Annotated in this window: 21 protein-coding genes; 13 read left to right on the top strand and 8 right to left on the bottom strand. The window is 72.3% G+C overall.

The window, feature by feature from the left end:
* From AC07FY_RS24015 to AC07FY_RS23990, 6 genes are all read left to right on the top strand, one after another.
* Positions 1-2,412 (top strand): response regulator (locus tag AC07FY_RS24015; protein ID WP_479009406.1); only part of this gene is annotated, 2,412 nt, incomplete at its 5' end.
* On the top strand, positions 2,409-4,832 hold the full coding sequence (locus AC07FY_RS24010) for a PP2C family protein-serine/threonine phosphatase (RefSeq protein ID WP_479009403.1): 2,424 nt from the start codon (positions 2,409-2,411) through the stop codon (positions 4,830-4,832). The genes AC07FY_RS24015 and AC07FY_RS24010, both read left to right, overlap by 4 nt.
* Positions 4,833-5,049: 217 nt before the next feature.
* Complete coding sequence (locus tag AC07FY_RS24005) at positions 5,050-5,415, top strand: hypothetical protein (protein ID WP_479009401.1); 366 nt, start codon at positions 5,050-5,052, stop codon at positions 5,413-5,415.
* A gap of 269 nt (positions 5,416-5,684) precedes the next feature.
* Positions 5,685-6,338, top strand: a complete 654-nt coding sequence (locus tag AC07FY_RS24000) for a DUF4360 domain-containing protein (protein WP_479009444.1) — start codon at positions 5,685-5,687, stop codon at positions 6,336-6,338.
* Positions 6,339-6,417: 79 nt separating this feature from the next.
* Positions 6,418-7,152, top strand: coding sequence for a DUF4360 domain-containing protein (locus AC07FY_RS23995; RefSeq protein ID WP_479009398.1), 735 nt, complete (start codon positions 6,418-6,420; stop codon positions 7,150-7,152).
* A 194-nt stretch (positions 7,153-7,346) separates the two neighbouring features.
* A complete protein-coding gene (locus AC07FY_RS23990) occupies positions 7,347-8,417 on the top strand; it encodes a polyprenyl synthetase family protein (protein ID WP_479009395.1) in 1,071 nt (356 codons plus the stop codon).
* 68 nt (positions 8,418-8,485) lie between these two features.
* Here the strand turns inward: AC07FY_RS23990 and AC07FY_RS23985 are convergent, their stop codons facing one another.
* From AC07FY_RS23985 to AC07FY_RS23965, 5 genes are all read right to left on the bottom strand, one after another.
* Positions 8,486-9,607 (bottom strand): nucleotide disphospho-sugar-binding domain-containing protein, encoded by a 1,122-nt coding sequence (locus AC07FY_RS23985; protein WP_479009392.1) that lies wholly within the window; start codon positions 9,605-9,607, stop codon positions 8,486-8,488.
* A gap of 223 nt (positions 9,608-9,830) precedes the next feature.
* Positions 9,831-10,871, bottom strand: a complete 1,041-nt coding sequence (locus AC07FY_RS23980) for a vWA domain-containing protein (protein ID WP_479009389.1) — start codon at positions 10,869-10,871, stop codon at positions 9,831-9,833.
* A 165-nt stretch (positions 10,872-11,036) separates the two neighbouring features.
* Positions 11,037-13,364, bottom strand: coding sequence for an ABC transporter permease (locus AC07FY_RS23975; protein ID WP_479009386.1), 2,328 nt, complete (start codon positions 13,362-13,364; stop codon positions 11,037-11,039).
* Between the two features lie 2 nt (positions 13,365-13,366).
* A complete protein-coding gene (locus AC07FY_RS23970) occupies positions 13,367-14,131 on the bottom strand; it encodes an ABC transporter ATP-binding protein (RefSeq protein ID WP_479009383.1) in 765 nt (254 codons plus the stop codon).
* A complete protein-coding gene (locus AC07FY_RS23965; RefSeq protein ID WP_479009380.1) occupies positions 14,128-14,634 on the bottom strand; it encodes a PadR family transcriptional regulator in 507 nt (168 codons plus the stop codon). Before AC07FY_RS23965 ends, AC07FY_RS23970 begins: the two co-directional genes overlap by 4 nt.
* A gap of 167 nt (positions 14,635-14,801) precedes the next feature.
* Here AC07FY_RS23965 and AC07FY_RS23960 point away from each other — a divergent pair, with 167 nt between their 5' ends.
* The 6 genes from AC07FY_RS23960 (at position 14,802) to AC07FY_RS23935 (ending at position 23,199) form a co-directional block, all read left to right on the top strand.
* Entirely contained in the window at positions 14,802-16,076 is a 1,275-nt protein-coding gene (locus AC07FY_RS23960) for an ABC transporter substrate-binding protein (RefSeq protein ID WP_479009378.1), read from the top strand.
* A gap of 240 nt (positions 16,077-16,316) precedes the next feature.
* A complete protein-coding gene (locus tag AC07FY_RS23955; protein WP_479009376.1) occupies positions 16,317-17,999 on the top strand; it encodes a glycoside hydrolase family 13 protein in 1,683 nt (560 codons plus the stop codon).
* Positions 18,000-18,097: 98 nt separating this feature from the next.
* A complete protein-coding gene (locus tag AC07FY_RS23950) occupies positions 18,098-19,432 on the top strand; it encodes an ABC transporter substrate-binding protein (protein ID WP_479009374.1) in 1,335 nt (444 codons plus the stop codon).
* A 10-nt stretch (positions 19,433-19,442) separates the two neighbouring features.
* Positions 19,443-20,786 carry an ABC transporter permease gene (locus AC07FY_RS23945; RefSeq protein WP_479009372.1) on the top strand — a complete coding sequence of 448 codons (1,344 nt, stop codon included), beginning with the start codon at positions 19,443-19,445 and terminating at the stop codon, positions 20,784-20,786.
* Complete coding sequence (locus AC07FY_RS23940; RefSeq protein ID WP_479009370.1) at positions 20,783-21,715, top strand: carbohydrate ABC transporter permease; 933 nt, start codon at positions 20,783-20,785, stop codon at positions 21,713-21,715. The genes AC07FY_RS23945 and AC07FY_RS23940 overlap by 4 nt, the downstream gene beginning before the upstream one ends.
* A 200-nt stretch (positions 21,716-21,915) precedes the next feature.
* Positions 21,916-23,199 (top strand): extracellular solute-binding protein, encoded by a 1,284-nt coding sequence (locus tag AC07FY_RS23935; protein ID WP_479009368.1) that lies wholly within the window; start codon positions 21,916-21,918, stop codon positions 23,197-23,199.
* Between the two features lie 4 nt (positions 23,200-23,203).
* Here the strand turns inward: AC07FY_RS23935 and AC07FY_RS23930 are convergent, their stop codons facing one another.
* The 3 genes from AC07FY_RS23930 to AC07FY_RS23920 form a co-directional block, all read right to left on the bottom strand.
* Positions 23,204-23,935, bottom strand: a complete 732-nt coding sequence (locus AC07FY_RS23930) for a carbonic anhydrase (protein ID WP_479009366.1) — start codon at positions 23,933-23,935, stop codon at positions 23,204-23,206.
* Positions 23,936-24,204: 269 nt separating this feature from the next.
* A complete protein-coding gene (locus tag AC07FY_RS23925; protein WP_479009364.1) occupies positions 24,205-25,449 on the bottom strand; it encodes a cation:proton antiporter in 1,245 nt (414 codons plus the stop codon).
* Between the two features lie 6 nt (positions 25,450-25,455).
* On the bottom strand, positions 25,456-25,941 hold the full coding sequence (locus AC07FY_RS23920) for a cation:proton antiporter regulatory subunit (RefSeq protein ID WP_479009362.1): 486 nt from the start codon (positions 25,939-25,941) through the stop codon (positions 25,456-25,458).
* Positions 25,942-26,300: 359 nt separating this feature from the next.
* Between AC07FY_RS23920 and AC07FY_RS23915 the strand changes: the two genes are divergently transcribed.
* Positions 26,301-26,900 (top strand): RNA polymerase sigma factor, encoded by a 600-nt coding sequence (locus AC07FY_RS23915; protein WP_479009360.1) that lies wholly within the window; start codon positions 26,301-26,303, stop codon positions 26,898-26,900.
* Positions 26,901-26,902 lie beyond the last annotated feature (2 nt).

Raw genomic sequence — 26,902 nt, 5'->3', positions numbered from 1 at the left:
GAGCAGGACTGGCTCAAGTCCAACCTCGCGCAGATCTCCAGCCTCATGCAGGGCCACCGCGACCTCGCCGTCGTCGCCGAACTCGTCATGGACGAACTGACGCCGCTCGTCGCCGCCCAGTACGGCGCCTTCTACCTGGCCGAGGACCGCCCCGGCGGCACCGTCCTCTCCCTCGTGGGATCCTACGGCCGGCCCGCCACCGCCGCCGTGGGCACCGAGTTCGCCCTCGGCGAGTCCCTCGTCGGGCAGGCGGCCCGCAGCCGCCGCATCATCGCCACCGACCAGGTCCCCGGCGCGTACGTCATCTCCTCCGGCCTCGGCCACACCACCCCCGGCAGCCTGATCATCCTGCCCATCGTGGTCGACGACCAGGTCCTGGGCGTGATCGAACTCGCCTCCTTCAGTCCCTTCACCCCCGTCCACCGCGACTTCCTCGCCCAGCTGATGGAGACCATCGGCGCCAACGTCAACACGATCGTCGCCAACGCCCGCACCGACGAACTCCTCGACGAGTCGCAGCGCCTGACCGCTGAACTCCAGGCGCGCTCGGCGGAGCTCCAGGTCCAGCAGGAGGAGCTCCAGCGCTCCAACGCCGAACTGGAGGAGAAGGCCGCACTCCTCGCCAGCCAGAACAGCGACATCGAAGCCAAGAACCTGGAGATCGAGCAGGCCCGGCAGGAACTGGAGACCCGCGCACAGCAGTTGTCGCTGGCCTCCACCTACAAGTCCGAATTCCTGGCCAACATGAGCCACGAACTGCGCACCCCGCTTAACAGCCTCTTGATCCTCGCCCAGTTGCTCGCACAGAACCCCTCGCGCAACCTCACCCCGAAGCAGGTCGAGTACGCGGGCATCATCCACTCCGCCGGCTCCGACCTCCTCCAGCTCATCAACGACATCCTCGACCTGTCCAAGGTCGAGGCCGGCAAGATGGACATCAACCCCGAGCGGGTGCACCTGCCCCACCTGCTCGAGTACGTCGATGCCACCTTCCGCCCGATGACCACGCAGAAGAGCCTCGACTTCACCGTCACCACCGCGCCCGGCGCACCCGAAGACCTGTTCACCGACGATTCGCGGCTGCGCCAGATTTTGCGCAACCTGCTGTCCAACGCCGTCAAGTTCACCGAGCGCGGCGGCGTCGAGCTCCGGATCGAACCCGCGGCGGCCTCCGAGGCCCCCGCCGGGATCCCCCGGCGCGGGCCCCTGCTGGCCTTCCGGGTGCGGGACACCGGCATCGGCATCCCCGAGCAGCAGCTGGACTCGGTCTTCGGAGCGTTCCAGCAGGCCGACGGCACCACCAGCCGCAAGTACGGCGGCACCGGCCTCGGGCTTTCCATCAGCCGTGAGATCGCCCAGCTCCTCGGCGGGGCCGTCGTCGCGGAGAGCAGCCCGGGCCAGGGCAGCACGTTCACCCTCTACCTGCCGGTCGGCCCCGCGGACCACGAGGAGGACGTCCCCGGCGACGCCTCCGCCGCGGACGCGGCCGACACCGTCCCCGGGGGGTCCGGCACGGGCCGCCCCGAGACCCCGGTGCTCCCGGCGCAGCGGCGGCCCCGGCGCCTGCTGGTGATCGAGGAACGGCAGAACGGCCTGCTCTCCCTCGTCGCCGAGAGCGCCGCCCGGGACTTCGCCCCCAGCCCCGGGGTGACGGGCGAGCCCGGCGGGATCCAGGTGGTCAACGCCACGAGCTCCCGGGAGGCCGCGGCCGCCCTGGCGTCCGACCCCTTCCACTGCGTCGTCCTGGAACTGGACATGCCGGAGGGGGAGGCGCTGCACTTCCTCGACGCGCTCGACGGCGACCCGGCCCTGTCCTCGCTGCCCGTCCTCGCCCACAACAACCCCCGGGCCAGGACGGGTCGGGAGGACGCCCTGCGGGAGCGGTCCGCGTCACGCCACGTGGAACTCCTCACCAGCCTGGACGAGCTGCGGGAACGCATCGCACTGCACCTGTCCGCCGAACAGCCGGGTGAGGTACTGCCCCCCGTCCCCGGCATCGCCCGGCGCAGCCAGGCCGAGCAGGTGCCGGACGGGGACCTGGCCGGGCGCACCGTCCTGGTCGTGGACGACGACGCACGCAACCTCTTCGCCCTCAGCGGGGTCCTGGAACTGCACGGCATGCGGGTGCTCCACGCCGAGGACGGCCGCAAGGGAATCGCCGCCCTCACGCACCACGCGGGCGTCGACCTCATCCTGATGGACGTGATGATGCCCGAACTCGACGGCTACGCGGCCACCGCCGAGATCCGGCGGATGCCGGCCTACGAGGACCTGCCCATCATCGCGGTCACCGCCAAGGCGATGCCCGGGGACCGGGAGAAGAGCCTCGCCGCCGGCGCCAGCGACTACGTGACCAAGCCCGTCGACGCCGACGACCTCATCGCCCGCGTCCGTCACTGGCTCACCCGATGACCGGGGACACCCAACAGCGCGACGAGTCCGGCCCCGGGCCGGCGCCGGTCGCCGGCCCTGGCGCGGCCGCCATCCCGCACCAGGCCACGACCCCGCTGGGACGCCTCGTCGCCACCGTGGGACGGCTGCGCCGCGAGGTGCTGGAGGCACAGGCGGCGGCGGACGGCCGCGCCCTGGTCGAACTTGCCAAGGGCATCCTGATCGGGCAGCTGCAGTGCACCCCCGCCGCGGCGGCACGGCAGCTCGACGTGCTGTGCCGCGACAGCGGCATGTCCCTGCTCGAACTCGCCGCCGACATCGTCAACCAGGCATCACGCGACCACGTCAGCGCGATCGCCGCCGAGTTCGTCGAACGCGCCGGCACGGCCGGCGAGCAGGCCGAACGGGACACCGCGGTGTCGGTCCGGCTGCGCACCGCCGAGAGCGGCGTGCTCGCCGCGGCCGCCGACATCCAGGCGGTGGCGCAGTCCCTCCTGACGAACGCGCTCGACCCGCTGGGCGCCGTGGCCGTCGCCGTGTGGACCGCGGTGCCCGACGGCTCGCTCACCCTCGCCGGCCACGCCGGATTCCGCCCGGGTGAGGCCGACCGGTGGCGTCACGTACCCCCCGGCGTCGCGACCGTCGCGCGCGTGGCCCTGCGGGAGCGGGGGCTGGTGACGCTCGGCAGCCTCAAGAGGGAAGGGCTGCCCTCGATCGGCCACCTCCAATGGACCGACGGCGGCCGGATGGCCGTGCCCACGGGAACGGGCGGACGAATCCACGGGGTCCTCGAAATCTGCTGGCCGGGGCCCCTCGCACCGCAGCCGCCGCAGATCGAGCGCCAGGTCGAGGCCCTGGCCGAGCTGTGCGCGCACACCATGGACGACGCGCCTCCGCACGACCCGGGTGCCACCGAGGCGGTGCTCCCGGACGTCGCGGAACTCATCGACCTCGCCGAAGGACTCCACGACCCCGCCGTGGTCCTGACCCCCGTCCTCGACACCCACGGCCGACTCGGCGACTTCCGGATCCGGCACGTCGGCAGCCGGTTCGTCGATCCGCTCGGACGGCCCCGCGGGGACGTCAACGGCGCGCTGCTGCTGGAGGCGTACCCGATGGCCGGCGGGGAGAGCGGGCTGTTCGACGTCATCGCGCGCGTCCACGCGACAGGCGAGCCCTTCCGGGCCGAACGCATGAGCCTGACCGCGCTCGTCGACCAGATCCCGCTGACCTCGGTGGCGGACATCAGCGTCAGCCGACACGGCTCCGCCGTCATGCTCATCTGGCGGACCGAGGACGAGACGGCCCGGCTGGCCAACCTCCTGCAGCACGCCCAGCGCCTGGGCCGGATCGGCGGGTTCGAGGAGAACCTGGCCACCGGAGAGACGACCTGGAACGCGCAGCTCTACGCTCTCCACGGCCTCCCCGCCACCGCGCCGCCGGTACGGCTGGGCGAACTGCCCGGCTACGCCCACCCGGACGACGCCGCCCCCCTGGCCGGCTTCCTGCGGGCCGTCCTGCGCCACCGGCGCCCCGCCTCGGTCAACTTCCGCCTCCAGAGGCCCGACGGGATCACCCGGCACATCCGGGTGGTCGCCGAACCCGTCCTCGACGCGGACCAGCGGCTGTACGCCGTGCGCGGTGCCTACCAGGACATCTCCGCCCAGCACTGGACGGAGGTCGCCCTGGCCGCGACCAGGGACCAACTCGCCCACAGCGAAGCCGAGTCGGCCGAACGCAATCGGCTGGCCCTCCAGCTCCAGCACGCCATCATGCCCCCGACGCCCCCGGCTATCGAAGCCCCGGGCCTGCGGGTCGCCGTACGCTACCGGCCGGCGGAGACCGAGTCGCTCGTCGGCGGCGACTGGTACGACACCGTGGTGCTGCCGTCCGGACTGATCATGCTGTCCGTGGGCGACGTCGCCGGACACGGCATCGCGGCGGCCACCGGCATGGTGGTCCTGCGCAACGCCCTGCGCGGCCTCGCGGTGACGGGCGCGGGCCCCGCGCAGATGCTGTCCTGGCTCAACACGGTCACCCACCACCTGGCCGAGCACGTGACGGCCACCGCCGTCTGCGGCCTCTTCGACCCGGCCACCAGGGTGATGCGCTGGGCGCGTGCGGGCCACCTGCCGCCCGTACTGCTCCGGGAGGGCGGGGCCCACGCGTTCCCCCTCATCGAGGGCCTGCTGCTCGGAGCCCTGCCCGACGTCACGTACGAGGAACGAGAGGTGCAACTCCAGCCGGACGACACGCTGCTGATGTTCACGGACGGCCTGGTGGAACGCAGGGACTCCTCAGTGCAGGACTCCCTGCGCCACCTCCTGCAGGCGGCGGGCGCGGGGCGCGGGGACCTCGACGGGCGGCTGGACGCACTCCTCGCCCAGAGCCGGTCCGACACGGACGACGACACGTGCGTGATCGGCATCCAGGTCGGCTGAAGGGCATCGGCGTACTGTCGGTCGGTGGACGGACCCGCCTTCGACCTGCTGAGCGCCCTGCAGCAGGCGTAGGGCGCCGCAACGGCCTTAAACCGTCACGAAGTTATGCCCAAAAGGTGACTGTATGCAGCCCCGTCCTCTCGGATAGCAAGGACCCGGCGCCTGGCACGGCCCGCCGACGGTCGGCGGCGATTCCAGCGCGCCGAGAGGAACCACCGTGATCCGCACCCGTTGTGCCGCCGCGCTGGCCACCCTGGCCGTCACCGCCCTCGCGCTCACCGCCGGCCCCGCCTCCGCCGCCCCCGGCGACACCCTCAACCTGTGCTCCAGCACGCTCACCCCGGCCGGCTGGGTGGACACCCAGTGGTGGAACAGCGCCGGCTGCGGTTCGGGTTTCACGCCGAACGCCAAGCAGATCAAGGACCTCCGGGGTTACCCCGTGGGCACGCAGGTCAACGCCTGCGCCTCCACCTGGCCGCCCGCCGGCTGGACCATCACCAGCACCTACTACTCGAGCGGCTGCCGCTACTCCGCCGTCCCCAGCCTCAACCCCAACAGCTGGACCCTGAAGCGCACGTCCTGACCTCATCGCCGGGCGGAGCGGGACGGGGGGAACCGGACATCGTCCGGGCGCCGGCCGTCCGCTCCACCCGGCCGGGGAGCGGGGCCGGGCTGATGGGGGGGTGTGCGCGGGAGGGCGGGCGTCGTGGCATCCGGCCAGGGCGCCGGGCGGGGGACGCCCCGGGCGCGTGTTGACCGTATCGCGCCGTTACCGCCCCGCAGGGGCCGTGGTGGCATGTCCATGGCGAGTCTCCTGCCCGCCCGCACGCCCCACGAATGGAGAACCGGAACATGCTCCTGCGCAGAATTGCCGCCGGCGCCGCGATCGCGGTGCTGTCGGCCGTCGCCGCCCCCGCCCAGGCCCAGGCCGATTCCCCTGCTGTCCCGCCGCCCGGCCGCGTCACGGTCGAGGTGGTCGGGGTCAACGGCTCGGGCTGCCCACAGGGGACCGCGGACGTCGCCGCCGCCTCCGACAACACGGCCTTCACCGTGACCTACAGCGACTACCTGGCGCAGACGGGAGCCGGTTCGGGCGGCACCGAGTTCCGCAAGAACTGCCAGTTGGCCCTGCGTATCCACGTGCCCCAGGGGTTCACGTACGCCATCGCCCGCGCGGACTACCGGGGCTTCGCGCACCTCCAGCGCGGGGCCTACGGACAGCAGCGCGCGAACTACTACTTCCAGGGATCGCCCCAAACGGCCCGTAGCACCCACCAGTTCAACGGCCCTCTCACGGACAACTGGCAGGCCGGCGACCGGACCGACTACGCCGACCTGGTCTGGGCCCCCTGCGGTGAGGAGCGCAACCTCAACGTCAACACGGAACTGCGGGTCTACGCGGGCACGTCGAGCCCGCAGGCGCTGAACTTCATGAGCATGGACTCCACGGACGGCAGCGTCAGCACCGTCTACCACTTCGAGTGGCGGGAATGCCCCGCGGCCTGAGCGCAGACGCGTGCGCCCGAAGGCGCGGACGCGTGAGCGCCGCAACCGACCGATCCGACGGCCAGGAGGAGTGACAACGATGTCTCAGCCCCGGTCCCGCGAACACACCGGCATCCCCGCCCGCATCCCCGCCCGCTTTCCGACCCCACCCCGCACCCGCACCCGCGGTCTGGTCGTCAGTGCTGCGGCCGCCGCCCTGATCACCGCCTCGACGCCCGCCGTGGCGGGCGGCCCGATCACGGCACCGCCCGACAAGATCGTCATCGAACTCGCCACCGTGAACGGCTCCGGCTGCCGTGAGGGCACCGCCGAAGTGGCCGTCGCCCCCGACAACACCGCCTTCACGGTCACCTACAGCGACTACCTCGCCCAGGTCGGCCCCGGCGCCCCGCCGACCGCCTTCCGGAAGAACTGCCAGCTCAATCTCCGCGTCCACGTACCGTCCGGCTTCACCTACGCCATCGTGCAGGCCGACTACCGCGGATTCGCCTTCCTCCAGCCCGGTGCGTGGGGGCAGGAAAAGGCCAGCTACTACTTCCAGGGCATGCCGCAGACCTCCCAGCGCACCCACCAGTTCAACGGGCCGCTCAACGACAACTGGCAGACGAGCGACAAGACGGAGTACGCCGACCTGGTCTGGGCCCCCTGCGGTGAGAAGCGCAACTTCAACATCAACACCGAACTGCGCGTGAACGCGGGCACGTCCAACCCGCAGACGGCCACCAGCTTCATGGCCATGGACTCCACCGACGCCAGCGTGAGCACCCTCTACCACCTCGCCTGGCAGGTGTGCCCCGAGCCCGGGACGTCGTAGCCGCAGGCCGAGCGCCGGGAAAAGGCGTGCCCGGGTGCCGGAGTAGAGCGGGCCGCCGCTGTCACCGGGCTCGGCGCAGACCTGGGTCGAGAGGTGCGGGCCGGGACCGGCGGGGACCGGCCCGCACCCCTTCCACTACCGTCGCAGGGGTACACCGGTGTCCGCCGACCCACCCGGAGCAGGAAGGACGCTTCATGACCCAGCAGATCCCCGAGCGTGTGGCCGGCTACGAGAAGCGGTTCCAATCGCTGTTCGAGGAGTACTTCGACACCGTGACCGCGGAACTCGACGCCCCGTCGTTCAGCCGCTTCACCCCGGAGTGCCTCGATCTGCTGCGGCAGTTGTCCCTGCGGGGCGGGAAGCGGATTCGGGTCGTACTGCTGCACGAGGCGGCGGGCCTGGTGACGGCCGCGCCGGTGGCCGGTCTGGACGCCGCCGCGCTGAGCATCGAGTTGCTGCAGACCCACGGCCTGGTGCACGACGACCTCATCGACGACAGCCCCACCCGGCGCGGTGGACCGTCCACATACCACTCCTACCGCGAGCGGTTCCCCGAACACCCGCGGGCGGCCCTCGGCCTGACCGTCCTCGCGGGCGATCTCGCCCTCGCCCTGTCGCTGCGGGCGCTGCTCGAGGCGGACGTGCCCGTGGCCGTGCGGCAGGCCATGGTGGAGGTGCACATCCGCGCGGCCACCGACACGTTCATGGGCCAGATCGCCGATCTGGAACGCGACTTCGGCCCCGTGCCGGACGACGCGGTCCTGCACTGCGTGAGCGACTACAAGTCCGCCCGCTACTCGATCCTCGCGCCCCTGCAGCTCGGCCTGCTGGCCGCGGGCGAGCAGCCGGAGCCCTTCGAGGAGGAGTTGCGCCACTACGCCCGGCTGGTGGGGATCTGCGGGCAGATGAGCGATGACTACCTGGACCTCTTCGCGGACGCGGCCACCTTGGGTAAGCCGACCGGCACCAACCTCCGCGCGGGGAAGAACAGTTACACCGTCCGGGCCCTGCTGGCGGCGGTCGACGGCGCTGAGCGCCGCACGGTGCTGGCCGCGCTCGGTAACCCGTCCCTGACCGCCGAAGCCGTCGCCGCCGTCCGGGAGATCGGTGAGCGCCGGGGTGTGCGGGCCGGAATGCAGGCGGACATGGGACGCTACGCGCGGCGGGCTTCCGAAGTGGCCGCCGGCTGGCGTCCGCGCTGGCGCGAGGAGTCGGTCGCCTTCTTCGAGCAGCTGCCGCTGTGGAGCGTCGTACGCAGCAGCTGACCGGGCGCCCACCCACCGCCCGGACCGGGGCCCCCGCCGCGCCCCGGCACCGGTGGGAGAGCGGCGTGTCAGGCGGTGGTCAGCGCCTCCAGGGAAGGGACCGTCTCGGCCGGGCTGGGCAGGGCGGCGTTCTCCGCGCGGAGGCGGACGGCGGCTGCGCGCAGTTCCGGGTCGGCGGTGAGGCGGGTGAGGAGCGCGGCGTCGACATCCGCGGAGATCGAGCGCAGCGCGGCCCCGGTCCGGGTGAGGGCGTCGGCGTTGAGGAAGTGGTCCGCGCCCTGGGGGAGCAGGAGCTGGGGCAGGCCCGCCTGCAGGGCGGTGAGCATCGTGCCCGCGCCCCCGTGGTGGATCAGCGCGTCGGATCCGGTCAGCAGTTCCGCGAGCGGGATCCAGGGCAGCGGGCGGACGTTGTCCGGGAGGGTGCCGAGCGGGGTGAGGTCGGCGTGGCCGACGGCGAGCAGGAACTCGGCGTCCACCGAGGCCGCGGCCTCGATCAGGCGGACGATGGCGCGAACGCCGTCCATCTCGGTCAGTACGGTGCCGAGGGTGACCGTGACGCGCGGGCGGGTGCCGCGGCGGAGCAGCTCGGCGGGGACGATGCCGCCGCCGTTGTACGGCAGGTAGCGCATCCGCAGGCCGCCGGGGTCACCGCCGAGCGAGGCGGGGACGATGTTCAGCGCGGTGGATGCGGCCGGGCCGGGGACCCCGTACGTCTCGTACGCCTCGGTGAAATGGGCGGCGAGTCGGCCGACCATGTCGAGGCCGGAGGCGACGCCGAAGTTCTGGATCACCGAGGGGATCTTGAGCTTGGCCGCGACCAGCGGGGCGGAGGCCTGGAAGGAGTCGTAGACCAGCAGGTCGGCGCCCCAGTCCTCGGCGACCTCCAGCAGGCCGCCCACGGTGGCGCGGGAGACGAGCGCGAAGCTGTGGGCCGCCCGGTCGAGGATCTCGTCCGACGTCATGTCGGGCGTGACGTAGCGGACCTTGTCCCCCGTGGACTGTTCGAACACGTCCCGGATGGTGCGGCCGTCGCCGATCTCGACGAGCGGGAATCCGGCCTCGCGCAGCTGGTGCAGCGGCTGTGAGCCTGCGAACAGCACCTCGTGACCGGCGGCGCGCAGAGCCTGCGCGGTTGGGATCATCGGGAAGAGGTGGCCTGCCGCGGCGGGGCCGGTGAAGAGTATGCGCACGGTTTCTCCTTGCCGTTGTCCTGCCCGTCGAGGACGAGTCGTGCGGGCCCGCCCCGGTCTCCTTGTTGCCTCTCGTTGAACTACCGGGCGGGCAGGGCATGTTCCCCCCGTGGGGAGCGAAATCCGGACGTTCTGGGACGGACGTTTCCGGGCGGGACCTCCGGCCTCGACCGCGTCGCGACCCTCCACATGCCCCGCCGCGTCACGGCGGGGCTCGCGGGTGTCAGCCCATGATCAGCAGGCGCGTGCTCGGCACCAGCTTCCGGTTCACGCTGGTGCTCTGCACGAAGATGGTGAAGTCGTCGTTGTGGTTCGGCTTGATGCGCACTTCCGCATCCGGCAGGCCGAGCAGGGCCCGGGCCTGGGGACCGGTGTACACCTGGTCCGTCTTCTTTTCCAGCACGGCGATCTGCTTTCGCGCCTGGATCTTCTCCGGCTTGCTCAACTGGTAGAAGGCGCACCCGGTGCGATAGGTGTGCCCGGATTCGGTGACCCATTCCCGGATCGCCGCGTCGCGGGCCACCGGAACCAGCTGGTATTCCGACGCATTCAGCGGGGTGAGACCGGCTGCCTGAATGGACTTCTTGTTGACCGTGTCGGAGCCGGTGGAAAACACGGCCCGCGATCCCCGGATTCCCTTGCTGCGGCCCACCATGAATTTCTCGGTGGCCTTCAGGATGACCTTTCCGGCTTCCTCCAGGCCCTGCGTGCTCGTGGCGTCCCAGACGGCGATGTTGTCCTTCGGGAAGCCGCACTGCATGGCCTCGCGCTTGCCCATCTGGTCCGGCACCAGGACGGCCAGGGTCCAGTTGTCCTCCTGCGTCTCGATCATCGAGGCCACGGACCTCACCAGTTCGCGCGGGTCCCTGACGGGGGCGTCCGGGCAGCGGTGACTGGCGTTCTCCTGTCCGTCGGTCAGGACGAACGTCAGGAAGCTGTGGTCGCCGTACAGTTGGGCGGTCTGCGCCAGTTCGCTCTGGGACTTCAGCGTCGCCGCCAGCAGGGCCGTCATTCCCCCGACCCGGTACATCTGCTTCAGGGACGGCATGCGCAGCACGTCCTTGTCGTAGATGACGCACTCCACCTTGTCCGCGAAGACGTAGACCGTGACCCTGGTTTCCTGATCCAGTTCCTGCGAACGGCGGGCCAGGTAGGCGATCTGCTGGTCGGCGACCTCGACGACCTTGCCGCTCAGCTTCGACATGGACGAACTGGCGTCCAGGACAAGGGCAACGTGGTTGATGTAGTTCTGGTTTCCGGACATGAGGTCCCCCCGCATTCCCATCGGTGAATCGATGAATCGATCGTCTCACCCGCCACTGACAATCGGTCGGGGAGCGGAGCACGCTCGATGTGCCGGGACGTCAGAAAGGGCCCGGCCGAAGGCCGGACTCCTCCACACCGTCGGCTCGGAGGGTCTCGACTCGGCTCAGAGGGTCTCGCTCAAGGAGTCCGCCAGCCGCCGCCGAGCGGCCCGGGCCGCCGGCAGGGCCGCGGCGCTCACCGCGCCCAGCACCGCCCCCGCGACGACCGTCAGCAGCACCGCGACCGGGGGCAGGTGGGCGATCCCCGCGCCGATCCCGCTCGACGCGCCCTGGACGTCCACCAGCCAGCGGCCGCACAGCGCACCGGCCGCCGTCCCGAGCAGCGCGGCCGCCAGCGCGGTCAGGCCGGCGGCCGTCACGATCATCGCCCCGATCTGCCGCGGCGTCAGCCCGATCGCCTTGAGGGCGAGCAGGTCGCGGCCCCGGTCGCGGACGCCCGTGCCGATCAGCGTCAGGAGCTCCGTCAGACCGATCAGTGCCAGCACCGCGATCAGCGAGGCGATCACCGCGCGCGCGGGTTCGAGCCCGTCGGCCGGACCGGGCGTCTCGCGGACCTCCAGCGTTCCGCCCGCCACCGCGGCCAACCTCCCGCTCACCGCCCGCGGGTCCGCCCCCTCGCGCAGTACCAGGGCGTGGAACTCGGGCCGCAGGCCGGGATCGCGCTCCCTCAGCGCGTCCATGGTGGTGGTGACCACCCGGCCCCCTGACGCGGGTTCGATGGTGCGGCCGACCAGGTGCAGGACCTGGGGCCGCCCCTCGACGGTCATCCGCACCCAGTCACCGACGCGCACCCCGAGGAGGTCCAGCAGCCCCTGTCCGGCCACCGCCTCGTCCGGGCCGCCGACCGCACGCCCCTCCACCACGGCCGACGGGTACGGGTCCCGTGCCGTACCGAGCCCGCGCAGCGTGATGGTGCCCGTCTGCCCCGGCACCAGCGCGGCCATCTCCGCGCCCGGACGGACCGCCGCGACGTCCGGGACGGCCTCGAGCGCGGTGCGCAGTTGCGTGTCGAGTGCCCCCGCCGGCTGCGCCGCCCGTACGGTCAGCGCCGCGGCCAGGCCCATGTGCGCGGGCCGGCTCCGGAACTGGTCCAGCGTCGACCAGGCGACGAGCGCCACGGTGATGAGCGCCAGCGGCAGGGCCAGCCGGGCCACGGACACGAGCGTCCGGCCTCGTCGGGGGAACGCCGCGCGCCATCCCAGGACCAGCGCCGGGGGCACCCGCATCCCGAGGGCACGCCGGCCCAGCGCGGTCATCGGGGCGGCCGACGGCAGGGCCGCCCGGGCCACCGGCACCGGAGGCACCCGTCCCGCGCGCCAGGCCGAGAGCCCGGTGGCGGCCGCGATCAGCAGCACCGCCCCGCACGGGAGGCCGATCATCAGCGCGGTATGGCCGGGCAGGTCCTTCCAGAGCGCCGCCGCCTCTCCGATCCGCCCCGGTATCCGGGCGCCCAGCAGGGCGATCGCCGCCGTGCCGAGGGCGACCCCGAGGAGCGCGAAGGCCAGGTGCTGCAGGAGGAAGCCGCCCGTCAGCTGGCCGGGGGTGAAGCCGACCGCCTTGAGCACGGCGATGTCCCGCAGCTGTCCGCGGATCCGTGCGCCGATCGCTCCCGCCGCGGCCAGCGCCGCCGTGAGCAGTGCGCCGAGCCCGAAGACGCCGAACAGCTGCCCGAGCAGCCGGTCGTCGCCGCCCGCCTCGGCCTTGGCCTGCTGCCACTTGGTGACGCCGGCCACCCGGTCGGCGCCGAGGACGGTCACGGCCCGCTGCACCATGAAGTCGGTGTCGTCGGGGTCCTCCAGGCGCAGCCCCACGCTCTGCCCGGTGTCCTTGGGGGCGATCTCGTCCATCGTGGGGGAGAGCACCCAGCCGAGGCCGGATCCGCCGCCCGGCCGGTAGCGGGGCTCGGCCGCCTCGGCGATCCCGCTGACCTCCAGCGTGTGCGGCACGCCGTCCGCACCCGTGACCCGCACGGTGTCGCCCGGCTCCGCCCACAGCGCCCTCGCGACCGAGGCCTCCAGCACGACGCCGCCGGCGGCCGGGCCGCCGCCCTCCGGCAGGGCCGGCCAGCTGCCAGCAGTGACGAGCGGCCGCCCCGTCCCGGGTGGCGAGGCGGCGGCCGCGCGCAGGGTCACCCCGGCCCGCGCACCCCGCGATTCGACGGTCGTCGCCGCCGTGCGGAAGGGTCCGGACAGGGCGGCGACCCCGTCCATGCGGGCCAGGGCGCCGGTGTCCGCTCCCGCGCGGACGTGCAGCCAGATGTGCGCGCCCCGGGACTGGTTGAAAACCCGCTGCCAGGGGTTGGCGGCGTACCCGAACAGGGCGCCGGCCAGCAGGAGCGAGGCGATGATCCCGGCGCTCGCCAGCACCACGAAGAGGGCTTCGCCGCGGCGCGCGCGGAAGTCGGCGTTCGCCCAGCGCAGGGTGGCCCGCACGGTCACTCCTTCAGTTCGAGCACGCCGCGCACCCCGGTCGCCTCGCGGCGCCCGGCGCCGAGCCGGGCGTCGTCGGCCATGCGCCCGTCGAAGAAGCTGATGACGCGGTCCGCGGCGCTCGCCATCCGCGCGTCATGGGTGACCATCAGGATCGTCTGGCCGCGCTGGTGGAACCGCGAGAGCAGCCGCAGCACCTCGCGGGTGCCCTTGCTGTCGAGGCTGCCGGCCGGTTCGTCGGCGAGCAGCAGCGCGGGGTGGTTGACCAGCGCCCGGGCGAGGGCGACCCGCTGCTGTTCGCCGCCGGACAACTCGCCCGGCATCGACCGCTCCCGGCCTTCGAGGCCCAGTTCGGCGAGCAGTTCGGCGCGGGAGTCGCGGGCGGCCTTCGGGGAGGCGCCGGCGAGCAGGGCGGGCAGTTCGACGTTGTCCGCGACGGTCAGGTTGGAGACCAGGTTGAAGAACTGGAAGACGACACCGATGCTGCGGCGCCGCAGCACCGCCCACCGCGCCTCGCCGTACCCGTCGACCCGCTCGCCGCCGATCCACAGCTTTCCGCCGTCGGGCTGCTGGAGCCCGCCGATCAGGTGGAGCAGCGTGGACTTCCCCGCCCCCGAGGGTCCCGTCACCGCGACGAACTCGCCAGGCTGGACGGCCAGGTCCACCCCGCGCACGGCACACACCGGCGCGCCCTCGCCGTGATGCGTCTTGACCAGCCCCTCGGCGCGCACGATGGGCGCGGCAGGCGCGGTGGCGGCGCCGACGCTCATTCCAGCTCCTCCTGACAGCGTTCCAGCCAGTCGAGGTCGGCCTGCAGGTGCAGCATCGCGCCCTCGATCAGCAGGTGGGAGATCTTGTTGTCGCGGTCCTCGGCCGCGGCCAGCTTGGACAGGTCCCGCATGGTGTTGAGGTACTGCCGGCGCTGCTTGTTGATCAGTGCGACGGGATCGGCCAGACCCGACCGCGGTGCGAGCGCGAGTTTCATGAAGAACTCGTCCCGGACCCGGGGCTCCTCCGCGGTGTCCTCGAACCAGGCCAGCACGGCCTCGCGCCCGGCATCCGTCAACCGGTACGTGCGCTTGTTGGGGCGGCCCGACTGCTCGACGTCCTCGCCCTCGATCAGGCCGCTCTTCTCCAGCCGCCCGAGGGTCACGTAGATCTGCCCGACGTTCGGCTGAGGGTACGCCGAGCCCAGGAGCTTCTCAAGGTCCTGCTTCAGCTCGTAACCGTGCGCGGGGCTACGGGTGAGGAGCGCAAGGAGCGCCAGCCGCACTCGCTCCCCCTCCTTCCCGCTCCGTAGTCAACGGTTCACCCGGCGCCGAACGGCTCGACGTCCGCGTCCGGCTCCTCTGCCTGCACGTCTAGTATCGCCTATGCCTAACGGGTATATATAGGCCGCGATGGTCGGCGGCGCAGCCGGATCGTGTACGGGAGGAATCTATGCGGTGGACGCGTGCCGCGGGTAGAGCTCTCCTGGTCGCGGCGGTGGTACTGGCGGGTTACGCCGGATTCGGGGTGCGCCCGGACGCCGGCGCCGCCGCCGGGGGACGCGGTCCCCTCACGCTCGTGACGGCCGGTGACCTGACCGGCTACCTCGCCCCACTGCTCCAGGATTGGAACGAGGACCACCCCGGCGAGCGCGTCACGCTCGTCGAGCTGCCCGACTCGGCGGACGAGACGCGGGCCCAGATGATCAGTGAGCTGCGATCGGGCCGGGGCCGGTTCGACGTACTGAACATCGACGTCGCCTGGACCTCGGAGTTCGCGGCCGCCGGATGGATCTCCCCGCTCGAGCGCGACCGGTTCCCGCTCGACGCCTTCCTGCGGCCGGTCGTCGACACGGCGACCTTCGACGGCCGGCTGTACGCGGTCCCCTACGTCACCAACGCGGGACTGCTCTACTACCGCAAGGACATCCTCGACCGCGAGGGCGAGCAGCCCCCGCGCACCTGGGCGGAACTGGCCCGGCAGGCCCGCGAGGTGGCCCCGCGGCACGGACTGGACGGCTATGCCGGCCAGTTCCTGCCGTACGAGGGGCTCACCGTCAACGTCACCGAGGCGGTGCACTCGGGCGGTGGTTCGATCCTGCGGGACGACGGTGCGCGGGTGACCGTGGACTCCGGGGCCGCCCGCGCCGGACTGCGGTTCCTCGCGGACGGCGTGCGGGAGGGGTGGATCTCCCGGGAGGCGCTCGGCTACAAGGAGGAGGAGTCCCGGCAGGCGTTCCAGGACGGCCGGCTGCTCTTCCTCCGCAACTGGCCCTACGTGTACGCGGACGCCGATGCGGACGGGTCGAAGATCGCCGGCAGATTCGGCGCCGTGCCGCTGCCCGGACCCGACGGGCCCGGCGCCAGCGTGCTGGGCGGCTCCAACCTGGCCGTCAGCACCGATGCGCGGCACCCGGCGTCGGCAGCCGACCTCATCTCCTACCTCACCAGCGAGCGGGTCCAGAAGCGGGTGCTCACCGAGGGCGCGCTGCCACCGGTGCGCGCCGCGCTGTACGAGGACCCCGAGCTCGTCGTTGCGCATCCCTACCTGCCCACGCTGCGCCAGAGCCTGCTGTCGGCGGTCCCGCGCCCCAAGAGCCCGCGTTACGACCAGGTGAGCCTCGCCGTCCAGGCCGTGGCGCAGGACGTGATGGCCCTGCGCCAGACGCCCGAGCAGGCGGCGGCGCGGCTCGCGCGCGAACTCGGGGCCATCTCCCGCGCGGGCTGAGCCACCCGCTCACCCGCTTCTCTTTTCCCTGCTGATCCTCATCCTCCAGGGCCTCTACTTACTTGTTAGGTAGAGGCCCTGGGCTTGGGCATGTGGAGAGATCGGTACAAAGCATCCCAACTTTCGGTTGTTTGTGGACGCATCGTTGACACCCTCCCGTCATGCCTACCTAACATGCATGCATAACAGCGCACCTCATCGAGGACGCTCTCGCACTTCAGCAGAACAGGTCGACGCGAGATGCTCAGCACCCTTCCGGCCGGTACCGGCCGCTCCCTCCGCACCGCCACCGCACCGGGCTCCTGGTGGCGCGACGCGGTGATCTACCAGGTCTACGTCCGCAGCTTCCTCGACAGCACCGGGGACGGCGTCGGCGACCTGGCCGGCGTACGGGCCGGGCTGCCCTACCTCATGAAGCTCGGGGTGGACGGCATATGGCTCAGCCCCTTCTACCCGTCGCCGCAGCACGACCACGGCTACGACGTCGCCGACTACTGCGACATCGACCCCGTCTACGGCGACCTCGCCGAATTCGACCGACTGGTGTCCGACGCCCGGCGCCTCGGGCTCAAGCTGCTGCTCGACATCGTTCCCAACCACTGCTCCAGCGAGCACCCGTGGTTCCGCGAGGCGCTCGCCTCGCCGCCGGGCAGCGCGCCGCGTGCCCGCTTCCACTTCGCACCGGGCCGCGGCCCGGACGGCGCGCAACCGCCCAACAACTGGCGTGCCATGTTCGGCGGGCCGGCCTGGACCCGGACCACCGGCCCCGACGGCGCCCCCGGAGAGTGGTACCTGCACCTGTTCACGCCCGAGCAGCCCGACCTCAACTGGCGCGACCCGGCCGTGGGCGACGACTTCGAGCGCGTGCTGCGCTTCTGGCTCGACCGCGGCGTCGACGGCTTCCGCATCGACGTCGCCGCCGGACTGTTCAAGCACCCGGACCTGCCCGACTCCGACGACCCCGCAGCGGACGAGCGGGCCCGCGACGCCGTCAACCAGCTCGCCTGGAACCAGCCCGAGGTCCACGACGTGTGGCGCCGATGGCGCTCGGTGTGCGAGGAGTACACCGCCCGGGACGGCCGCGAGCGGCTGCTCGTCGGCGAGGTGTCCGTGCCGACCGCCCGTCAGCACGCCGAGTACGTCCGCCCCGACGAACTGCACCAGGCGTTCTTCTTCGACCTGCTCAGCGCCCCTTGGGACGCCGCCGCCTTCCGCGCGACGATCACCGAGGCGATGCGCGACATCGCCGGCACCGGCTCCACCGTCACCTGGTTGCTCAACAACCACGACCAGGTCCGCACCGTCACCCGCTATGCGGGCGAGCCCGGGGTGGAGGGGAGCGGACTGGGAGCCGCCCGCGCCCGCGCGGCCGCCCTCCTCATGCTCGCCCTGCCCGGCGCCGCCTACGTCTACCAGGGTGAGGAGCTCGGCCTCCCCGAGGTCCTCGACCTGCCCGACGAGGTCCTCACCGACCCGATCTTCCACCGCACCGGCAACCGGAGGCACGTACGGGACGGCTGCCGCGTGCCGCTGCCCTGGTCGGGGCACGCCTCACCCTTCGGCTTCAGCCAGGAAGCGGCCGTCGCCAAGCCGTGGCTGCCGCAGCCCGAATGGTTCGCCGAGCACGCCACCGACCGCGCCCTGGCCGACACCCGGTCCTTCTGGCACCTCTACCGCGACGGGCTCCAGTTGCGGCGCACCCTGCCGCAGCTCGGCGAGGGCACCCTGCGCTGGCTGGACGCCCCCGCGCACGTGCTGGCCGTCGTGCGGGGCGAGGGACTGGTCTGCGCGGTCAACTTCGGCACCGAGCCGGTGCCCGCTCCGGTCCCCGGAACCCCGCTGCTCGCCAGCGGCCCCTGCCCCGACGGCGTGCTCCCCCCGGCCACGGCCGCCTGGTGGACGGCCGAATGCCCGGCCCCGTGACCGAGCGAACCGACGCCGGCCCACTGCTGCCGACCGGCCTCCCGACCGGCCTCCCGATCCGTCTTCCCACCCGCCTCCCCCTGCGAAAAGGACTCCTCATGCGACGACCCGGCAAGGCGACCCGACGTACCGCTGCCACCGCCGCGGCGGCCCTGGCCCTGACCCTCGGCGCCACCGCCTGCGGCACCGCCACCACCGGACCCGCGAGCGGCGGTGAACTGGCCGGCCAGACCGTGACCGTGGCCGGCGTCTGGACCGGCACCGAACAGAAGAACTTCAAGAAGGTGCTGGACGCCTTCACCGAGAAGACCGGCGCCACCACGGTCTTCGTCCCCTCCGGCGACAACGTCTCCACCTTCGTCGGAAGCAAGATCGAGGGCGGCAACGCCCCCGATGTCGTCATGGTCCCCCAGGTGGGCGTGCTCCAGCAGTTCGCCAAGGAGGGCTGGCTCCAGCCCCTGTCGGAGCAGACCGCCAGGACCGCCGACTCCACCCTCGCCCCGGTGTGGAGGAACTACGGCACCGTCGACGGCACGTACTACGGCCTCTATTTCAAGGCCGCCCACAAGTCCACCATCTGGTACGCCCCCGACACCTTCGCCCAGGCGGGCGTGAGCGAACCCAAGACCTACGCCGACCTGCTGAGCACCGGCCGCACCCTCGCCGACTCCGGCCGCCCCGCCTTCGCCATAGCCGGCGAGGACGGCTGGACCCTCACCGACTGGTTCGAGAACATCTACCTCTCCCAGGCCGGCCCCGAGAAGTACGACCAGCTCGCCCGGCACACGCTCAAGTGGACCGACGACAGCGTCGTCACGGCCCTGATTACCCTCGGGGACCTGTTCAAGGACAGCCGGCTGGTCGCCGGCGGCGCCCAGACCGCGCTGGGAACCGACTTCCCCACGTCCGTCGAGCAGGTCTTCGGCCCCGCCCCCAAGGCCGCCATGGTCTACGAGGGGGACTTCGTGGCCGGTGTGGCGAAGGACCAGTTCGGCAAGCAGCCGGGCAAGGACGCGAAGTTCCTTCCGTTCCCCGCGGTCGACGGCGGCAAGGCACCCGTCGTCAGCGGGGGAGACGCGGCCGTCGTCCTCAAGCAGGGGAAGAACGGCAAGGCCGGCATGAAGCTCGTCGAGTACCTGGCGGGCCCGGAAGCGGCCGAGATCTGGGCCGGCGCGGGCGGTTTCCTGTCCCCGAGCATCAAGGTCGACATGGCCGCGTACGGCGACCCCGTCACCCGCGGCACCGCCGAATCCCTCATCGCGGCGGGCGACTCGATCCGCTTCGACATGTCGGACCAGGCACCCGCCGCGTTCGGCGGGACCAAGGGCGCCGGCGAATGGAAGCTCCTCCAGGACTTCCTGCGCGACCCCTCCGACCCCCGGGGGACGGCCGCGAAGCTGGAAGCCGAGGCCGCCAAGGCCTACGGGAACTGAGGCCGCACCCATGGCCCAGACCCAGACCCCGGCCGCCCGCCCCCGCCCCGACACCGACGGGCGGCGCCGGGCCGAGCGCAAGAAGCGCCGCCTCGCCGTCGTCTTCGTCCTGCCCGCCCTGCTGCTGCTCGGCGCGCTGGTCGTCTACCCCGTCCTCTTCTCCGTCGGCCGCAGCCTCTTCGACGCCGGCGGCGACCGCTTCGTCGGAGCCGCCAACTACGCCGCGATCGTCCACGACCCGGCCACCCTCAAGGCCATCCGGAACAGCACCCTGTGGGTCGTCGTCGCCCCCGCCCTGCTGACCGGGCTCGGGTTGCTCCTCGCCGTACTCACCGAGAAGGTCCGCTGGGCGACCGCCTTCAAGCTCGTCCTCTTCCTGCCGATGGCCGTCTCGTTCCTCGCCGCGGGGATCATCTTCCGGCTCGCCTACGAACAGGACCCGGACCGGGGCGTGCTCAATGCCGCCGTCGTCGGCGTCCACGACGCCTTCGACGACGCCGCCGCCTATCCGACCGCCCGCCCCCGGGAGGGGCACGGCCTGACCGGCCCCGCGGGCGGCCCCTACAGCACCGGGCGGACCGTACGGCCGGGCCAGCAGGTCAGCCTCGGCTTCGTCGGGGTGGCGCCCGACGCGGTGCCGGCCGGAGCGAAGGCCGCGGCCGCGGCGGCACCCGACGGCCGCGCGATCGGGGGAGTGGTCCACCTCGACTTCGCCCCCGGCGGCGCCGGTACCCCCGGCGCGGTCGACCCGGGAGAGAAGGGGCTGCCCGGCATGACGGTCGAAGCCGTCCGGGACGGCCGGGTGGCCGCGACCGCCACCACCGCCGAGAACGGGTCCTTCCGCTTCACCGGGCTGACCGACGGCGAGTACACCCTCGCCCTGCCCGCCGCCAACTTCGAGGCCCCCTACCAGGGAGTGAACTGGCTCGGCCCGGCGCTGGTGACCCCGGCCGTCATCGGGGCCTACCTGTGGGTGTGGACCGGCTTCGCGATGGTCCTGATCGGCGCCGGCCTCGCGGCCGTCCCGCGCGACGCGCTGGAGGCGGCACGGATGGACGGCGCCACCGAGGGGCAGATCTTCCGCAAGATCACCGTGCCACTGCTGGCGCCGGTGCTCACCGTCGTCTTCGTCACCCTCGTGATCAACGTGATGAAGGTCTTCGACCTCGTCTACATCATCGCGCCCGGACCCGTCCAGGAAGAGGCGAACGTCCTGGCCACCCGCATGTGGCTGGTCTCCTTCGGCGGCGGCAACGACCAGGGCCTCGGCAGCGCGCTGAGCGTGGTGCTCCTCCTGCTCGTCGTCCCGGCCATGGTCTTCAACATCAAGCGATTCCGAAGGAGTGGAGCATGAGCGGCCACCGCACCGTCGAGCGCCCCTACGCCCCGCGGGTGGCAGCCGTCCCTCCCTCCGCCACCGCGCCCGTGCCCCGGCCCCGGCGCGGGAACCGGCTGACGCGCTTCCTGGGCAACTCCGTCGTCCAGGGCGCACTGATCCTCACCGCCCTCGTGTGGATCACCCCGCTGGCGGGCCTGCTCCTGTCCTCGCTGCGCTCCGAGCGGGACAACGCCTCCGCCGGCTGGTGGACCGCGCTCACCGACCCGTCCCAGCTCTCCCTGGACAACTACCGCACCCTGCTGGCGGACGCGGGCATCGCGGAGGCCTTCGGCAACACCCTCCTGATATCCGTGCCCACCACCGCCCTGGTGGTCGCCCTCGCCTCACTCGCCGGATACGCCTTCGCCTGGCTGGAGTTCCCCGGCCGCGACGGCGTCTTCCTGGTCGTCGTCGGACTGCTGGTCGTGCCCGTGCAGATCGGCCTGCTGCCCGTGGCCAAACTCTTCGGCGCGGTGGGCCTGTTCGGCACGATCGCGGGCGTCGTCCTCTTCCACGTCGCCTACGGACTGCCGTTCGCGATCTTCCTGCTGCGCAACTACTTCGCCGAGATACCGCGCGAAATGCTGGAAGCGGCACGCATGGACGGCGGCAGCGAGTGGCGCATCTTCTCCCGACTCGTGCTGCCGCTCGGCCGGCCGGCCATCGCGAGCCTGGCGATCTTCCAGTTCCTCTGGGTCTGGAACGACATGCTCGTGGCGCTGCTCTTCGCGGACAGCGGGTCCCAGCCGCTCACGGTCGCCCTGCAGTCCCAGATGCGGCAGTTCGGAAGCAACATCGGCGTCCTCGCGCCCGGGGCGTTCCTGTCCCTGGTGGTTCCGCTGATCGTCTTCTTCGCCTTCCAACGGCACTTCGTGCAAGGGGTCATGGCCGGCTCGGTGAAATAGCCGGATCCTCCGAGACGGATGTCGAAACCTACGAGCAGGCAAGTCCCCGGCTGGATCATCGACCACACATCACGCACAAGCGGAAGCAATCACGCCGTGCTCGGGAGAGAATCCCGGCCCACGGGCCTCGGCGTGGCACCCCTGACCCGGAGCGACATGAGCTGTATCCGGAACCAGAACGAGATCAGGGGAACACGTTCGTGCGACGAAGAACTCAGGGCACGGCCGCCACCGCGGTCGTACTCGGACTGCTGATACCGCTGACCGGCTGCAGGAGCACCGAGGGCGGGGCGGACGCCGGCACACTGCGCCTGGTGGCCGCCGAGTACGGCGACACCCCCGCCACCAGCTCCAAGGCGTTCTGGGACAAGACCACCGCGGACTTCACCGCCGCGCACCCCGGCGTCAAGGTCGAGGTCGAGCTGCTGCCGTGGGCCGACATCGACCGCGAGGTCTCCCGCATGGTCAAGGCGGGCAAGGCGCCGGACATGGCGCTCATGGGCTCCTACTCGGACTTCGCGGCCCAGGGACGGCTCTACTCCGCCGAAGAGCTCCTGCCGGTCGCCGCCGAGGCGAATTTCCTCCAGCCGCTCGCGGAGGCCGGCACCGTCGGCACCACCCTCTACGGGCTGCCGTTCGTGGCGAGCAGCCGCCTGCTCTTCTACAACCAGGCGCTGTTCACCAAGGCCGGGATCGCCCAGCCGCCGAAGACCTGGTCCCAGCTGAAGGCCGCCGCGAAGGCGCTCAAGGAGAAGGGGGTGACGTTCCCGTACGCCCTGCCGCTCGGGCCTGAGGAGGCGCACGCCGAGGCGCTGATCTGGCAACTGAGCAACGGCGGTGGCTACGCCGACAACGGCGGCGGCTACAGCCTGGCCTCCGAGGCGAACGTCGAGACCTGGGCTTGGGTCAAGGAGAACCTCGTAGCCCCCGGCCTCACGGGCCCCATCCCGCCCTCCCGCCTGGACCGCGCCGACGCCTTCGCCGCCTTCCTGCGCGGCGAGGTCGGCATGCTCAACGGCTATCCCTCGCTCGCCCACGAGGCCCGTGCCAAGGGCATCACCGTCGGCACGGTCTCGATGCCCGTGTCGGACACGCTCGGCCCCGGCGAGACCCCGCCCACCGTGGGGGTGGCGGACTGGATGATGGCGTTCAAGCAGAACGGCAAGCGCGCCGAGATCGGCGCCTTCCTGGACTTCCTCTACCAGGACAAGAACCTCTCGGACTTCGCCGACCGATACCACCTGCTGCCGTCCACCGTCACCGCCTCCCGCACCCCGGCCGGCGGCGGCCTCGACGAGAACGACGAGCAGTTCCTGGCCGCCCTGCGCGGCGCCCAGCTCTACCCCGTCAACGACCCGGCGTGGATGGCGGTCAGCGACACCATCAAACGCAGCATCGGGCGGGCCGTGGAACCCGGCGCCGATCCCCAGGCGGTCCTGCAGGACATCGCCGCCAAGGCCGCCGAGGCCGGGGGGAGGGACTGACGGGTCAGCCGATGCGGCGAACCCGCTGGCTGGTGAGTTCGTACCGCGCCCCGACCACGGCCAGTCCGCCCGCGGCGACTCCCGCCGCGATGCCGGGCTCGGCGAGGAGGCGGGAGCGCACCAGCCGCACGTTCGCCGTGATGGCCGCGTCCACGCGCTCCGCCGGCCGGAGGGCGGGGTCGATCCCGGGACGGATCTGGTCGACCAGGTACTGCATGTGCCCGGGCAACCGCTCGCCGGTCCCGGTGGCGCGGACGGCCGCCGTGACGGCTCCGCACGACTGGTGGCCCAGCACGACGACGAGGGGGATGCCGAGTTCGAGGACCCCGTAGGTGATGCTGGCGAGCACCGCCTCGTCGAGGACGGGGCCCGCCGAGCGCACGGTCAGCAGGTCGCCCAGGCCCTGGTCGAACACCAGCTCCGGCGGGACGCGGGAGTCCACACACCCCAGGACGGTGGCGAAGGGGTGCTGGCCGGAGACCAGGGTCTGGCGCACGGCCCGCGTCTCGTCCGGATGCCGCTCGTGGAGCGTCTGCCAGCGGGCGTTGCCCGCGAGAAGCACCCGCAGGGCGGACTCGGGCGTATCGGGCCGAGTCCCCTGCCCTTGCCCGCCGACTCCTGCCGACGGGGCGTCGGCCACCAGCCCGGCGGTGAGCGCCACGGCCGCCCCGGCCAGTGACGCCCGGACGAGCCTGCGGCGTCCGAGGGCTGCATGCGGTTCGGCATTGCCTGTCATGTGGGGGCAAATTAGACGAGGCCGGCCCTGCGTGTGCGCCGCCGCTCCCGGTTTTGGCCTGCCCTTGGCCAATTCTTGGGCGACGGCGACGGCGACGGCGACGGCGACGGCGACGGGCCGGTGGGCGGCGATCGGTGTCCCCGCCCGCCGCCCGCCGCCCGCCGCCCGCCGCCCGGCCCGCCGCCCGCCGCCCGCCGCCCGCCGCCCGGCCCGCCGCCCGCCGCCCGGCCTGCCGGCCGGCCCGCCCCGCCGCAGCCGGGCCCCCTCGGTCAGGCTCGGCCGACCGGGTCCTGGTCCTGGACTGCCTCCGGGGCTCCGGTCCGGCGGGGTGCGCCCGCCGGGGCCGCAGACGGCGGCGTGCGCCGCCGGATGACCCAGGCCGCGGCGGGCTCGGTGTAGCGGGCCGTCAGAGGGCCGATCACCACGAGGATCAGGACGTACGCGGTGGCGAGCGGGCCCAGGGCGGGTTCGATCCCGGCGGTGACGGCGAGGCCGGCGATGACGATGGAGAACTCGCCGCGGGCGACGAGCGTGCCGCCGGCCCGCCAGCGGCCCTTCACCCCGACCCCGGCCCGCCGGGCGGCCCAGTACCCGGTCGCGATCTTCGTACCGGCGGTGACCACCGCCAGCGCGAGGGCGGGCAGCAGGACCGGCGGAATGCTCGCGGGGTCGGTGTGCAGGCCGAAGAAGACGAAGAACACGGCGGCGAACAGGTCCCGCAGCGGGCTGAGCAGGGTGTGCGTGCCCTCGGCGACCTCGCCCGACAGGGCGATCCCGACGAGGAACGCGCCGACGGCGGCGGACACCTGCAGCTGCTGGGCGATGCCCGCGACGAGCAGGGTCAGACCGAGTACGACGAGCAGCAGTTTCTCCGGGTCGTCGCTGGAGACGAAGCGCGAGATGTGGCGGCCGTAGCGGAGTGCGACGAAGAGCACCGCCCCCGCGACGCCGAGGGCGATGGCGAGCGTCGCGCTGCCGGCGGCCAGGCTGACTCCGGCGAGGAGGGCGGTGACGATCGGCAGGTAGACGGCCATCGCCAGGTCCTCGAGGACCAGGATGCTGAGGATGACGGGTGTCTCGCGGTTGCCCACGCGGCCGAGATCGCCCATCACCTTGGCGATGACCCCGGAGGAGGAGATCCAGGTGACCCCGGCCAGCACGACGGCGGCGACGGGGCCCCAGCCCATGAGCAGCGCGGCGGCGGCCCCGGGCACGGCGTTCAGCCCGAAGTCCACCAGCCCGGCCGGGTACTGGGTCTTGAGGTTGGAGACCAGATCGCTGGCCGTGTACTCCAGGCCGAGCATCAGCAGCAGCAGGATCACACCGATCTCGGCGCCGATCGCCACGAACTCCTCGCTGGCGGGGAGCGGCAGGAGGCCGCCGGTGCCGAAGGCGAGGCCGGCCAGGAGGTAGAGGGGGATCGGGGAGAACTTCAGGCGCCCGGCGACCCGGCCGAGCAGGCCCAGGCCGAGGATGATCGCACCGAACTCGATCAGGAAGAGAGCGGAATGCACGGGCGCTCACTCCCGCCCGAGTATCGCGGCGGCGGCGTCGACGCCCTCGCGGGTGCCGATGACGATGAGCGTGTCCCCGCCGGCCAGACGGAAGTCCGGCGCCGGGGAAGGGCGGGCCTCCGCACGGCGCAGCACGGCCACGATCGAGACGCCGGTCTCGGTCCGCATCCGCGTCTCGCCCAGCAGCCGGCCGTTCCACTGCGAATGCGCCGACAGCTCGATCCGCTCCGCGACCAGCCCCAGATCGGTGGTGTGCAGGACGTTCGGGCTGTGGTGCGCGGGCATCAGGGCGTCGATGAGAACGCCGGTCTCCGGCCCGCTCAAGTGCAGCGACTGTGCACATGCGTCGGGATCGTCGGCGCGGTAGACGTTCACCGTCCGCGTGCCGTCACGGTGCGCGATCACCGACAGGTGGCGGTGCTCGCGCGTGGTGAGGTCGTACTGGACCCCGATGCCGGGCAGTGGCGTGGTGCTCATCCGTGGAGCAGGCAAAACTGTCCCTCTCGTGTTGGTTGCGGCGCGGTGGGCCCATCGTGCCACGTTCCGCGGGTACGGAAGATCGACGCCGGTACGGCATGGCCCTCCCCGGCTCCGGAGCCCTGCTCGAGGCGAGGCGATGCGAAAAAACTTCGGCCGGGGCCGAATCCTTTCCGGGTCCGCCCGCCTCTTGTCCCCGTACCGGCCGATGGGGCCGCTGGAGAACCGAAGGGAACACGCATGATGGTCACCGGCCTCGTAGTGATCGGAGTCCTGCTCGTGTGCGCGTGCAGCTGGCACCTGATGCGGCGCTACCGGAGCCGCGGCTGACCGGCGCGGCCGCGAGCGGAAGATCCCCACGAGATGAGCAGCAGATGACCCCGCACTTCCGCTGGCCGGACGAACGGCTGATCAAGGCGGCGCAGGACGGCGACGTCACGTCGCTCACCACCGTCGTCATGGAATCCCAGCCCCACGTACGCAAGTTCGCCCTGTCGCTGTGCGCCACCCCGCAGGACGCGGAGGACGCCGCGCAGGAAGCGCTGATCATCCTCTACCGGAAGATCGGCACCCTGCGGGCCACCGGCGCGCTCGCCTCGTGGATGTTCCGGATCGTGCGCAACGAATGCCTCCGCCAGGTGAGGTCGTTCGTCCTGCGGAGCGAGGAGGCGGCGGACGGACCGGCCGCCTTCGCCCAACCGTCCGCTGAGGAGGCGGTGTTGCGCCGGCTGGAGGCGGGCCGGATCGCGGCGGCGGTCAGCGCCCTTCCCCGCGACCTGCGGCAGGTCCTGATCATGCGGGACGTTCAGGGCCTGCCCGGCAAGACCGTCGCCCAGACGCTCGGCCTCAGCGGCGCCGCCATGAAGTCGCGGCTGCACCGCGCACGCGCGGCTCTGCGGCGCGATCTGGCGGCGACCGGGCAACCGCCCCACCAGCCCAGCCACCGACCAACCGGAGGAGACCCACGACCGTGAAC

The sequence above is a fragment of the Streptomyces sp. NPDC045967 genome (assembly GCF_056430495.1).
This window is presented reverse-complemented; position numbering and strand designations above follow the sequence as displayed.

Coding starts and splice junctions, on each gene's coding strand:
- AC07FY_RS24010 (WP_479009403.1), top strand. CDS start 2,409: ATGACCGGGGACACCCAACAGCGCGACGAGTCCGGCCCCGGGCCGGCG.
- AC07FY_RS24000 (WP_479009444.1), top strand. CDS start 5,685: ATGCTCCTGCGCAGAATTGCCGCCGGCGCCGCGATCGCGGTGCTGTCG.
- AC07FY_RS23995 (WP_479009398.1), top strand. CDS start 6,418: ATGTCTCAGCCCCGGTCCCGCGAACACACCGGCATCCCCGCCCGCATC.
- AC07FY_RS23990 (WP_479009395.1), top strand. CDS start 7,347: ATGACCCAGCAGATCCCCGAGCGTGTGGCCGGCTACGAGAAGCGGTTC.
- AC07FY_RS23980 (WP_479009389.1), bottom strand. CDS start 10,871: ATGTCCGGAAACCAGAACTACATCAACCACGTTGCCCTTGTCCTGGAC.
- AC07FY_RS23970 (WP_479009383.1), bottom strand. CDS start 14,131: ATGAGCGTCGGCGCCGCCACCGCGCCTGCCGCGCCCATCGTGCGCGCC.
- AC07FY_RS23960 (WP_479009378.1), top strand. CDS start 14,802: ATGCGGTGGACGCGTGCCGCGGGTAGAGCTCTCCTGGTCGCGGCGGTG.
- AC07FY_RS23955 (WP_479009376.1), top strand. CDS start 16,317: ATGCTCAGCACCCTTCCGGCCGGTACCGGCCGCTCCCTCCGCACCGCC.
- AC07FY_RS23950 (WP_479009374.1), top strand. CDS start 18,098: ATGCGACGACCCGGCAAGGCGACCCGACGTACCGCTGCCACCGCCGCG.
- AC07FY_RS23945 (WP_479009372.1), top strand. CDS start 19,443: ATGGCCCAGACCCAGACCCCGGCCGCCCGCCCCCGCCCCGACACCGAC.
- AC07FY_RS23940 (WP_479009370.1), top strand. CDS start 20,783: ATGAGCGGCCACCGCACCGTCGAGCGCCCCTACGCCCCGCGGGTGGCA.
- AC07FY_RS23930 (WP_479009366.1), bottom strand. CDS start 23,935: ATGACAGGCAATGCCGAACCGCATGCAGCCCTCGGACGCCGCAGGCTC.
- AC07FY_RS23915 (WP_479009360.1), top strand. CDS start 26,301: ATGACCCCGCACTTCCGCTGGCCGGACGAACGGCTGATCAAGGCGGCG.